Source organism: Donghicola mangrovi (assembly GCF_013377535.1).
Classification (GTDB): Bacteria; Pseudomonadota; Alphaproteobacteria; order Rhodobacterales; family Rhodobacteraceae; genus Donghicola; species Donghicola mangrovi.
In genome coordinates this window covers 1-249 of the sequence record NZ_JABCJE010000062.1, presented here as the reverse complement: position 1 = coordinate 249, position 249 = coordinate 1, and the positions used below count along the sequence as shown (strand labels likewise).

General features: G+C 57.0%; 1 protein-coding gene. It reads left to right on the top strand.

What is annotated here, in order from left to right:
• Nucleotides 1-249 (top strand): DDE-type integrase/transposase/recombinase (locus HJ536_RS21300; protein ID WP_177159293.1); only part of this gene is annotated, 249 nt, incomplete at both ends.

The following is a 249-nucleotide window of genomic DNA, read 5'->3' as shown; positions in this document are numbered from 1 at the left end:
CGGCCGAACCAGCTGTGGCAAACCGACTTCACCTATCTCAAGGTCATCGGCTGGGGTTGGTTCTACCTATCGACAATTCTCGATGATTACGGTCGGTACATCATCGCATGGAAGCTCTGCACGACGATGAAGGCCAGCGACGTGACCGACACGCTGGACTTGGCCCTGCAGGCGTCAGGCTGCGAAAGGGCAACAGTTCGGCATAAGCCACGGCTGCTATCGGACAACGGAGCCAGTTACATCTCTGGA